Source organism: Bacteroides neonati (assembly GCF_000499785.1).
Classification (GTDB): Bacteria; Bacteroidota; Bacteroidia; order Bacteroidales; family Bacteroidaceae; genus Bacteroides; species Bacteroides neonati.
Genome location: NZ_HG726024.1, coordinates 19,827 through 31,971, shown reverse-complemented (window position 1 = coordinate 31,971; position 12,145 = coordinate 19,827). Strand labels below are relative to the sequence as shown.

Genomic DNA, 12,145 nt, shown 5'->3' with positions numbered 1-12,145 from the left:
GTCAGTGAAAATTAAGGCAGAGAGTGGTAGTGACAGTATTTAGATGGACAAAAGTAATACAAAAAAGGTTATAGTATCTGCGTTTTTAAGAGTTATTTGCTAACTTTGCAGTCACTTGTTTATGAACATTATGAAACGACTATATAGCAAACGCATTATTTTACTTCTTCTCCTGTTCACTGCTCCACAACTCTTTGCACAGATAAGAGGAGTTATTACTGACTCTTTGACGCATGAACCCTTAATGTACATCTCGGTCTTTTACGAAGGAAAGGGTGTCGGTGGTATCTCCAATGCGAAAGGTGAATATCAAATTGAAACCCGTAAGAATTGGAATGAGATCACCTTTTCATCCGTGGGCTATATTACAAAAATCGTAAAAATAGCTCCCGGAACTAAAGAGCTGAATGTACAATTAAGAAGTAGCGATGTACTTCTCGAAGAGGTTGTAGTCAAACCAAAGAAAGAGAAATATTCGCGTAAAAACAATCCGGCCGTTGAGTTTATGCGCAAAGTTATTGCGCATAAGAAAGCTCAAAAGCTCGAAGAGAACGACTATTATCAGTACAATAAGTACCAAAAGATGAAGATGTCGCTCAACGATGTCACTCCCGAAAGTCTTGAGAAAGGAATTTATAAAAAGTTCTCCTTTCTGAAGGATCAGGTGGAGGTTTCGCCCGAAACCAATAAGATGATCTTGCCTATATCGGTACAGGAAACATCTTCGAAAACCATTTTCCGAAAATCACCCGAAAGCAAGAAAACCATTATAGAAGGAATGAACTCAAATGGTATTGAGGAATTCTTTTCGACAGGCGAAATGCTCGGAACAATCTTAAATGATGTGTTCTCTGATATCAATATCTACGATGACGATATCCGTTTATTACAGCGCCGCTTCGTAAGCCCTATCAGCGATGGAGGTATCTCATTCTATAAGTATTATTTAATGGATACACTCACTGTAGACAAGGATACTTGTGTACACCTCACATTCGTACCTCAAAACTCTCAAGACTTTGGATTTACCGGCCATTTGTATGTACTAAAAGATTCTACCTATGCCGTAAAAAAAGCCACCATGAATCTGCCGAAGAAAACCGGAGTAAATTTTGTGGAGAACCTTGATATCGTACAGCAGTACGAGCAATTACCTAATGGCAATTGGGTCTTGATTGATGATGATATGACAGTCGATCTTTCACTCATGAAAGCTATTCAGGGATTACAAGTAAAGCGTACGACTAAATATTCCGACTATACATTCGAGTCTATCGAGCAACGGTTGTTTCGCCTGAAAGGAAACATTGTGAAGGAGGCCGATATGCTGAATAAAAGCGATGAGTATTGGGCGAGTGTGCGGCAAGTACCATTGACCAAGACCGAGAGTACCATGGATGTATTCATGAACAGGATCGAGCAAATACCCGGGTTTAAATATGTCATTTTCGGGGCAAAAGCATTGATCGAGAACCATGTAGAAACGGGAAATAAAGAACATCCGAGTAAATTCGATATTGGCCCTATCAATACAATGATTTCCAGTAATTATGTAGATGGTACACGCTTCCGTCTTAGCGGTATGACAACCGCCAAACTGAATCCGCATTGGTTCTTTAGCGGATATGGTGCGTATGGACTCAAGGATAAGAAGTGGAAATATGAAGCCAATGCAACCTACTCTTTCCGCAAATGTGATTATTTCCCTTGGGAGTTTCCGAAACATTTCATCACGGCAAGTTATCGTTATGATGTAATGTCGCCGATGGATAAGTTTTTGGCAACAGATAAGGATAACGTCTTCGTAGCATGGAAAACAACAACTGTTGACCAAATGTCATATGTACGTGATGCATCACTATCCTATGAAATGGAACTTCCATCGGGATTCTCAGTAGCTGCTTCTGCACGCCATCGCGAGGATACTCCTACCGGAAATCTACAATATATCCGTAACAGTCCCAATAAGTATGCCATCCCTGGTGCCGAAGATATAGTTAAAAGCATCACCACCTCAGAGCTTGGGTTAACGCTACGTTATGCACCGGGAGAAACATTTATCAACACCAAGCAACGTCGCCGACCGGTATCATTGGATGCTCCGATCTTTACGTTGACTCATACAGCCGGATTTAAAGGGGTACTGGGGGGAGAATACAACTTCAACCTGACAGACATAAGTGTATGGAAACGCTTCTGGCTTTCGTCGTGGGGTAAGATCGATGTAACACTAAATGCAGGAGCACAATGGAATACTGTTCCTTTCCCATTATTAATTTTGCCGGCAGCTAACTTATCATACATAACACAGCGAGAAACATTCAACTTGATTAATAACATGGAGTTTCTCAATGACCGTTATGCATCGATGAGTATGACTTACGATATGAACGGAAAACTATTTAACCGCATTCCACTTATTAAGAAACTCAAATGGAGAGAGGTTTTCCGCTTTCGTGCATTATATGGTAACTTGACGGATAAAAACAATCCGTTCAAGAATGATAATCCCGATCTGTTTCTCTTTCCAAAGCGTGATGGTAGTTATACCAGCTACGTAATGGATCCAAAAATCCCTTATATGGAAGCCAGTGTTGGGATCTATAATATATTCAAATTACTCCATATTGAATATGTACACCGCTTAACTTACCTGGATCATCCCGGTATCAACAAGCACGGCGTACGATTCATGATTCAAATGGTGTTTTAATCCGAACCATTATGCAACCATTAGCTGAGCGGCTCAGGCCGAAAACATTAGATGATTATATAGGCCAAAAACACCTGGTTGGGCCGGGTGCTATCTTGCGCAAAATGATCGACGCAGGTCGTATTTCCTCCTTCATCCTCTGGGGACCTCCGGGAGTGGGAAAAACAACCTTGGCTCAGATTATTGCCAACAAACTCGAAACTCCATTTTATACACTGAGTGCTGTAACATCAGGTGTAAAAGATGTTAGAGACGTGATAGACCGTGCCAAAAGCAACCGCTTCTTCGCTTCGGCTAGTCCGATATTGTTTATTGATGAAATTCATCGATTTAGTAAATCTCAACAAGATTCATTGCTCGGCGCAGTAGAACACGGTACGGTAACATTGATCGGTGCAACCACCGAGAATCCATCCTTTGAGGTGATACGTCCACTCTTATCACGCTGTCAGCTCTATGTTCTTAAATCGCTTGAACAAGATGATTTATTGGAGCTACTGCAGCGCGCTATCACCACAGACGTCATACTGAAAGAACGACGCATTGAATTAAAAGAGACGAATGCCATGCTCCGATTCTCGGGAGGTGATGCACGAAAGCTGTTGAACATACTCGAGTTGGTAGTCGATTCGGATACGGAAGAGACCGTGATCATCACAGACGCAATGGTAACCGACCGCTTGCAACAAAACCCATTGGCTTACGACAAAGATGGAGAGATGCATTACGATATCATCTCCGCTTTCATTAAATCGATTAGAGGTAGTGATCCGGATGGTGCTATTTATTGGTTGGCACGTATGGTAGAGGGAGGTGAAGACCCTGCATTTATTGCTCGACGATTGGTTATATCGGCCGCAGAAGACATTGGCTTAGCCAACCCCAATGCGATGCTGATTGCCAACGCTTGTTTCGATACACTGATGAAGATCGGATGGCCCGAAGGGCGAATTCCACTGGCAGAGGCAACCATCTATTTAGCTACGAGCCCTAAAAGTAATTCGGCTTATTGCGCCATCAATGATGCGTTGGCTCTGGTTCGGGAAACCGGAAACTTACCTGTTCCGTTGCACTTACGCAATGCCCCGACCAAGCTAATGAAACAATTAGGCTATGGAGATAATTATAAGTATGCCCACGACTACGAAAATCATTTTGTGAAGCAACAGTTCTTGCCCGATGAAATAAAATCGAAACGAATATGGAAGCCTCAACTGAATGCTGCCGAACAAAAGCATACAGAATGGATGAAACTGTTATGGGGAGAGAAGTATACGAAATAACCATAAAAACTAATAGAAATGAAGATTGTAGTATTAGATGGCTATGCCACCAACCCCGGTGATTTAAGCTGGGATCAATTAACAGCTATGGGCGAATGTATTATATACGATCGCACCAGCCCCGAAGAGTTACTTGAACGTGCATCAGCAGCCGAAGTACTCTTTACAAACAAGGTAAGTATCACTGCAGCCCATATGGCAGCATTACCCGAATTGAAATACATTGGTGTAATGGCTACCGGGTATAATGTGGTCGATATTGAAGCAGCACGAGAGCGAGGCATTGTTGTCACAAACATCCCTGCATACAGCACACCGTCTGTAGGGCAAATGGTGTTTGCACACATTCTCAATATTGCGCAACGCGTGCAACACTACTCGGATGAAGTTCATCAAGGAGCCTGGGTGAACAGTACTGATTTTTGCTTTCGGGATACCCCGCTTATTGAACTATTGGGAAAGAAAATTGGTATTGTAGGATTAGGCCAAACAGGATATAACACTGCACGTATTGCTATCGGCTTTGGTATGAAAATCTGGGCACATACATCTAAATCTCGTTTGCAACTACCGCCGGAAATAAAAAAGATGGAGCTCGATCAGCTTTTCCATGAGTGCGATATCATTAGTTTGCACTGTCCACTCACAGAGCAAACATACGAAATGGTTAATGCACGCCGACTGGCATTAATGAAACCATCGGCTATTTTGATTAATACCGGTCGCGGACAGCTTATTAATGAACAAGACTTAGCCGACGCATTAAATAATGAAAAAATATACGCTGCCGGACTCGATGTGCTTTCGTCCGAACCTCCTCGTGCAGACAATCCGTTGCTCACTGCTCGCAATTGCTACATTACCCCCCACATTGCTTGGGCTACAACAGCAGCTCGCGAACGACTGATGACCATCTTAGTGGAAAACCTACAAGCATTTAAAGCAGGAAAGCCCATCAACAATGTGGCCAAATAAAGCTAAACAAAAGAGATATTACTCAAATTAAAAAAGGCACGGGGATTAATACCTCCGTGCCTTTTTTCTATCGGGTGATGAAATCAATAAGCGTGTCCACCTTCGTTCATCTCTTTAGCATCAATCTTCTTCTTGCTAATACTACGCCATGCATAAAAAATATACGCAATAACAAACGGAACAAGAATGGAGACATAGGCCATTGTTTCGAGCGTAAAGAGGCTCGAACAACTATTCGACAAAGTCAATGAGCTTTGCAAATTAGTAAATGAAGGGTAATAAGCCGTATTATTATAACCGGCTGTAAGCAGTAATGCCAGCACGGTAAATACCGTACCTAAACCTGCAAACCAAATACCTTTGTCAAAGCCTCTCTTCCAGATAGTCTTACCAATACCAAACAGAACAAGAACCACACCCACTAAGAATAATGCCAATACAGCAGGCATCTGAATAAAGTTCAACAGATATTTATAAGGCTCCATATAGACCTCTTGCGTCTGCGGATTTACTGCATAGCCTTCGGTTAATAAGGTGCGAATGACAAAAGCAAGAAAGAAAACAAGAAAGAGAACCGTATTTCGTACAAGTGCGCGTCGGCATCGTGTTATTAATTCGTCGCAGTCAATGCTATTAATATAATACAATACACCCAGTACACGCGACAAAAAGAAAACAGCCAAGCCAAGCACTACGTTCCAAGGGTTGGTCAATGCATCGAGCCCATGCCATCCATTGCCCCAACTACTAATGACAGGCATAATTGTATCGGTCATGTTTCCCTTATTTATATAAAAATCAGATCCGGTAAAGAAGGTAGCAACAGCCCCTCCCAGAAGAACAGGAGCGATTACTCCATTTATCACCAAGAAAGTTTGATAGGTACGCTTTCCTAATAAATTACCGGCTTTACTTTGAAACTCATAGCTAACAGCCTGAAGCACGAAGCTAAATAAAATAATCATCCAAAGCCAATAGGCTCCACCAAAACTGGTACTATAGAAAAGTGGAAACGAAGCAAAAAAAGCACCTCCAAACGTAACTAACGTCGTAAAAGTAAACTCCCATTTGCGACCGGTCGAATTAATCATCATTTTGCGATGCTCTTCCGTCTTACCCAGACAAAACAATAAAGAATTCCCTCCTTGCACAAAAAGTAAAAACACAAGAATGGCACCTAATAAAGATACGACTAGCCACCAATAATGTTGCAATAATATATAATCCATAACAGTTTAGTATTAAAAATGATAAATGATAATTGAGGAGGAGCCTCTTATTCTCCCGGTCCTTTTTTGATTTCTCTAAGCATGATTCTTATTTCAGCAATCAGCATGATAGTGAATAGTATCAAGAAGATGAAGAAAGTGGTTTGAACCGAACCTACATCAAGCTTAGAAATAGAAACCGACGTAGGCAGCATATCACGAATAGCCCAAGGTTGGCGTCCACACTCTGCAACAACCCATCCTGCTTGTCCGGCAATATATCCGAAAGGAATGGTCCATAGAGCAACCCAATGCAACCACCGCATTTGAGTTAAATCTTTTTTAAATACAACAATTGAGATGAATAAGAAGAAAAGAATAAAATACCCTCCCAGCAGCACCATCACTCTGAAGGCATAGAAGTTTAATGGAACGTTCGGCACCAGCTCATTCACATCTTTAATATATCCGTAACCGAAATAAGGCACATTTGCTTGCAGAATAGAGTAGGCCAATTGAGCATCTTCCGAATTACCCGCTTTCTTAGCTTCGCGATAAGCGGCCAAAGCAGCAATAGCAGTCTTGCCACGTTCTATTTTTTCTGCAGCAGAAAGAGCCACAGTACCGTCGTTCTGCATATATCCGCCCTCAATAATATTACGGATACCCGGAACAAAAGCATTGGTCTGACGCTCGGCTAATAAAGAAAGCAACGAAGGTATTTCAACTCGAAAAAGGAAAGGTTCTTTTCCGTCATCATGACTTTCTTTCGCCGGGTCTAATACACCAAAAGCAACCAATCCCGCAGCTTCTTGACCTTCGTATAATCCTTCAACTGCGGCGAGCTTCATCGGCTGTGTTTGGGCAACTTGATAAGCAGATCCGTCGCCCGTCCAAGCAACAAGAAGCGAAGAAACGAGCCCAAAAACAGCACCTATCTTAATGCTTGCAAGGGCAAAACGTGTATTACGCTTTTTCAACAGGAACCAACAACTCACGCCGACCACAAATATGGCACCCAATACCCATCCGCTAAGCACTGTGTGAAAAAACTTATTAACTGCAACGGGAGATAGAGCAACAGCCCAAAAGTCGACCATTTCATTACGTACGGTATCGGGATTAAATTGCATACCTACCGGATGCTGCATCCAAGCATTAGCGACCAAAATCCACCAAGCAGAAATAGTAGCACCCAGACCTGTAAGCCACGTAGAAACTAAATGGAAGCGCTTACTCACCTTATTCCAGCCAAAAAACATTACGGCTATAAAAGTAGCTTCCATAAAGAAAGCGAGAATGCCTTCAATAGCCAATGGAGCACCAAAGATATCTCCAACAAACCAAGAATAGTTGCTCCAATTGGTACCAAACTCAAATTCAAGAATAAGTCCCGTAGCTACACCGATGGCGAAATTAATACCAAAAAGTTTCATCCAAAACTGAGCAGTACGCTTCCAGAACTCATTACCGGTCTTGTAGTATACGGTCTCCATAATGGCCATAACCACAGCCAACCCCAATGTAAGCGGAACAAAAAGCCAATGATACATGGCAGTCATTGCAAACTGGGCCCTTGACCAGTCGATTAACGAAGTGTCAATACTTTCAATCATAATATTATAGTAGTTTAAGAGTTAAACATCATGGTTTTGAATTAGTAGCCGGAGTTGCCCGCTGAATCAGTTCGTTGCTCACGTACTCTCCTTTAGCGGCATCTGTTGGCTGACTACTTAGAAAATTTGGAAAGAAGAAAACACGAAGAATGGCAAACATAATGAATAGTTTAATTAATATGATAAGCCATAATGTACGCCCAAGCGTCATATTGCGAAATCCTTCGAGATAAAAAGTCCAGATGCTAAAGAATGCATTTTTCATAAGCAGAGGAAATATATATAATTATAAATTCAAATATACGTATTATCTTTAAACTAACAAATGAAACTGAAAAAAAGTTGTTTCACCGATTCTCCCTATTTAACCTATTGGTCTATGACAAATGAGTTCCAATCGACAAAAACATAATCTAAGACTATCCTAGAACGGGGACACATCGTCTTTGGCAAGACCAACATCCCCGTTAGTGAGAGCTATAAACTAAACTTTCAGCAATTCCTTGATGAGACAAAGTAACCGAAAGAACGCTAAGCAGCCGAACTTAAGAAATCAATTTGGCAGCCGATCCGTCAAGGAATAGCTCTACATTTGCAGCATGATGAGCAATATACGAAGCGGGACCAGTATCTCCGAAACGATAAATCTCTTCCACTACATTGGCTTTTGCTTTACCGGTAATCAAAAAAATAACTTTGGAGGCAGATAAAATAGGAACTCCTGTCATCGCAATGCGCTTTTGTCCGTTATCAGGATTAAACGTTGCTTCATATACCTGACTCGAAGTAAGCAAGTATTCTTGTCCCGGAAAAATAGAAGAAGTGTGTCCATCCTCTCCCGCACCTAAAAGTACAATATCAAATACAGGCCACTCTTTTGGCATAGGCACCTGACTCTCTACAAGTTTAGAGTATCGTTCTGCTTCTTTCTCCGGCTTTCCCTGACCTCGAATCGGATACACATGACTATAAGAGACAGGTACTACACTTAACAATAACGAACGCATAACACCATAATTACTTTCAGAGTTCTCGGGCGGAACACAACGCTCGTCTACAAAATAGATTCGCATCCGCTCCCAAGGCGTAGCATCTTTATACTCATTAGCCCATAAATCATACATCAGAAACGGTGTATTTCCTCCGCTAAAAGCGATGTTAAAGATTTTATCAGGTGCATTGACCATCTGAGTGATCAGATGGAGAATGAGCGCACGCGCTGTTTCAATAGCCGATGGGTAAATAAAAGTTTTCATAAATCACAATATTGATCTGTATTTATCAGATTCTTGCATGGATTGGTCCATTCGGCGCCATGCTCGTGCATCATAGCTTCACTCTCCAAAGGTCCCCATGTACCTGCCGGATAACCAAACAAGGGTGTATCGGGATGATCTTTCCAATATTGAAGGATCGGATTAAAGAAACGCCACGAAGACTCAACAGCATCGCTACGCGTAAAAAGAGTAGGATCTCCATGAATACAATCCTCTATTAGTCTGGCATACGCATCTCCAGGCGGTAGGCCACCTAGCTGATCATAGCTAAAATCCATCGTCACTTGTTTTACTTCAAAACCGGTACCAGGTACTTTAAGCCCTATCTTAAGCACAATCCCTTCATTAGGTTGCAAACGAAGAATCAACTTATTGGCGCGCGGACAAGTACCTTCGGCGCAATGAAACATTTGGTGAGGTGTTTCGCGGAAGTGCACAACGATCTCGGTAACCTTGGTGGGCATTTGCTTTCCTGTCCGGATATAAAAAGGAACCCCGCTCCAACGCCAATTGCTAATACCTAGCTTCATGGCAATATACGTTTCCGTCCGCGAATCAGGAGCAACACTCTTCTCTTGACGATATCCCCTCTTTATACCATTCTCGGTATATTGTCCACGAACGATATGCTCATTCAAATCTTCCTCAGTTAGTGGAGTAAGCGATTCGTAGACCTTGACCACTTCGTTCCGGAAGCTATCGGCATTAAATACAGTAGGTGGTTCCATGGCGGCAAGAGCAACCAATTGTATGAGGTGGTTTTGCACCATATCCCTCAACGCACCGGTTGTTTCATAAAAGCCACCACGCTCTTCTATGCCAAGATTCTCTACAGCAGTAATTTCTATGTAATCTACATAATTACGATTCCACAGAGGCTCAAAAATACCATTTGCAAAGCGAAAAGCGAGCAGGTTCTGCGCAGTCTCTTTCCCTAAAAAGTGATCAATCCGATAAATCTGATGCTCTTCAAAGACCGAAGCATATATATGGTTCAGTTCTTCGGCTGATTGTAGATCGTAGCCAAAAGGTTTTTCTACAATAATACGAGAACCGGCAACATTCAGTCCCACCGATTTGAGGTGAAGGGGAATGACTCCATAAAGTGATGGAGGAGTAGCCAGGTAAAACAACAAATCATTGAAGTTTCTCTTATCAGAGAGTTCTAATAATCTTTCTTTGAGTGATGCATAGCCACTTTCAAGAGCAGGGTCCATGGATATATAATGAAGATGAGCTACAAATCGGGGCATTAATTCGATGTCTTGCTCTTCTACTTTCATAAACTCTTGGAGCTCTTGGAGGATATAAGCCCTGTATTCATCATCAGAATAACTCGTACGGCTTACTCCCAATATAGCAAACTCATCGTCGAGCCGCTTTTCTTTGTATAAAGAGTACAAAGCAGGCATCAGTTTACGCTTGGTCAAATCGCCAGACGCACCGAAAATCACTATCGAAAATTTATTCATATATTTGTTGTGTTGTTGTATTTGCTATTAGACATTATATGTCCCTGATTTTGTATTACCACCGCGTCCTGTCCAGTTTTCATGATAGAATTGCCCACGCAACTCATCGACTCTCTCGAAGGTGTGTGCTCCAAAATAATCGCGCTGTGCTTGGATCATATTGGCTGGTAGATTGGCTGAAGTCAATGAATAAAAATAGTTGAGTGCCGACGAGAAAGCCGGTACAGGCAACTCCTCACGCATGGCTTCTGCCACCAGATTTTTCCACCCGGGTAATAAGGTACTTATTTCGTTTTTAAAATAAGGAGCCAATAATAGATGCTGCGGCTTTTGCGTTGCTTCAAAAGCTGCGGCTATATCATTTAAAAAGATACTGCGAATAATGCATCCCCCCCGCCACATACGAGCTATCGAAGATAGATCGAGATTCCAGCCAAAAGAGTCGGAGGCACGCTGCAATACGGCAAATCCTTGAGCATAAGAGACCAACTTAGAGGCATACAATGCGGAAAAGATCTGTTGTATCAACTCTTTTTTATTATAAACAGGTTGTGAGTGGGTATGTGGAAATTGCCGCATCGCCTTTTCACGCAACTCTTTCTGTGCAGAAAGGCTACGTTCAAATACCGCCGTGGCAATTAATCCCAATGGCATACCTAGCTCCATGGCATTAATAACCGACCACTTGCCGGTTCCTTTTTGCCCCGCAGCATCGACTATCTTATCAATTAAGTAACCACCCGATTTATCTTTATGCCGCAATATATTGGCAGTAATTTCAATCAGATAGCTACGAAGCTTTCCTTCATTCCAAGAAGCAAAGACATCAGCCATTTCTTCATTTTTCAGGTCAAGTAAGTTTTTCATTACCCAATACGCTTCCGATATAAGTTGCATATCGCCATACTCAATGCCGTTATGTATCATCTTCACGAAATGGCCGGATCCGGCAGGACCTACCCATTGGCAACACGGAGTACCATCTGCTGCCTTGGCAGCTATACTTTGCAGAATAGGCTGTATCTGAGGCCAGGCAGCTATCGAGCCACCGGGCATAATCGACGCACCGGTAAGTGCACCTTCTTCGCCACCCGATACGCCACTCCCTACAAAGAGAAATCCTTTTGATTCGGCCAAGGCTACCCGACGATTCGTATCTTCATAATTTGAGTTTCCTCCATCAATCAATATGTCGCCCGGAGAGAGCAACGGAAACAGTTGATCCATCAATTGATCGACTGCATTGCCTGCACGAACCATCATCATGATTTTGCGAGGGGTTGAAATGGACTGAACAAAAGATACGATATCGGAGAAACCTTGAATATTCTTGCCTTTAGCTCTGCCGTTAATAAAACGATCAACAATTCCTTCTTCAACTCCCGGAACAGTACGATTATAAACAGAAACACTCCATCCCTTACTTTCCATGTTGAGAGCTAAATTTTCTCCCATTACAGCTAAACCAATTAAACCGATATTCGTTTTATTCTGAGTTGTCATAGTTGTACTAATTACAATTTTCGTTTATGAATATAACATTTATGTAATACAATTGTTCGTAGCTTATATAAAAAGAACTACTTTTGCTATATTATAAT

At 42.0% G+C, this 12,145-nt stretch carries 9 protein-coding genes; 3 read left to right on the top strand and 6 right to left on the bottom strand.

Annotation, left to right across the window (positions count from 1 at the left end):
* The first annotated feature begins 130 nt into the window (after positions 1-130).
* Genes TY03_RS15185 through TY03_RS15175 form a run of 3 tightly spaced genes read left to right on the top strand, consistent with a single transcriptional unit; the run spans position 131 to position 4,971 of the window.
* Positions 131-2,713 carry a DUF5686 and carboxypeptidase-like regulatory domain-containing protein gene (locus TY03_RS15185; protein WP_042371803.1) on the top strand — a complete coding sequence of 861 codons (2,583 nt, stop codon included), beginning with the start codon at positions 131-133 and terminating at the stop codon, positions 2,711-2,713.
* Positions 2,714-2,724: 11 nt separating this feature from the next.
* The gene (locus TY03_RS15180; RefSeq protein WP_042371516.1) at positions 2,725-3,996 is read left to right on the top strand and encodes a replication-associated recombination protein A; all 1,272 of its coding nucleotides are present in this window, start codon (positions 2,725-2,727) and stop codon (positions 3,994-3,996) included.
* 18 nt (positions 3,997-4,014) lie between these two features.
* Complete coding sequence (locus tag TY03_RS15175) at positions 4,015-4,971, top strand: D-2-hydroxyacid dehydrogenase (protein ID WP_042371513.1); 957 nt, start codon at positions 4,015-4,017, stop codon at positions 4,969-4,971.
* An 83-nt stretch (positions 4,972-5,054) separates the two neighbouring features.
* On the opposite strand, the gene TY03_RS15170 is transcribed toward TY03_RS15175, so the two are convergent.
* From TY03_RS15170 to gnd, 6 genes are all read right to left on the bottom strand, one after another.
* On the bottom strand, positions 5,055-6,200 hold the full coding sequence (locus TY03_RS15170; RefSeq protein ID WP_042371511.1) for a cytochrome d ubiquinol oxidase subunit II: 1,146 nt from the start codon (positions 6,198-6,200) through the stop codon (positions 5,055-5,057).
* A 47-nt stretch (positions 6,201-6,247) separates the two neighbouring features.
* Positions 6,248-7,795 (bottom strand): cytochrome ubiquinol oxidase subunit I, encoded by a 1,548-nt coding sequence (locus TY03_RS15165; protein ID WP_042371509.1) that lies wholly within the window; start codon positions 7,793-7,795, stop codon positions 6,248-6,250.
* A 28-nt stretch (positions 7,796-7,823) separates the two neighbouring features.
* Positions 7,824-8,060 carry a DUF4492 domain-containing protein gene (locus tag TY03_RS15160; protein WP_042371506.1) on the bottom strand — a complete coding sequence of 79 codons (237 nt, stop codon included), beginning with the start codon at positions 8,058-8,060 and terminating at the stop codon, positions 7,824-7,826.
* Positions 8,061-8,340: 280 nt separating this feature from the next.
* Positions 8,341-9,051: a 6-phosphogluconolactonase gene (gene pgl / locus TY03_RS15155; RefSeq protein WP_042371504.1), complete on the bottom strand. Its 711-nt coding sequence runs from the start codon at positions 9,049-9,051 to the stop codon at positions 8,341-8,343.
* Positions 9,048-10,544, bottom strand: coding sequence for a glucose-6-phosphate dehydrogenase (gene zwf / locus TY03_RS15150; RefSeq protein WP_042371502.1), 1,497 nt, complete (start codon positions 10,542-10,544; stop codon positions 9,048-9,050). The genes pgl and zwf overlap by 4 nt, the downstream gene beginning before the upstream one ends.
* A 27-nt stretch (positions 10,545-10,571) precedes the next feature.
* Positions 10,572-12,047 carry a decarboxylating NADP(+)-dependent phosphogluconate dehydrogenase gene (gene gnd / locus TY03_RS15145; protein WP_042371500.1) on the bottom strand — a complete coding sequence of 492 codons (1,476 nt, stop codon included), beginning with the start codon at positions 12,045-12,047 and terminating at the stop codon, positions 10,572-10,574.
* Between the last annotated feature and the right edge of the window lie 98 nt (positions 12,048-12,145).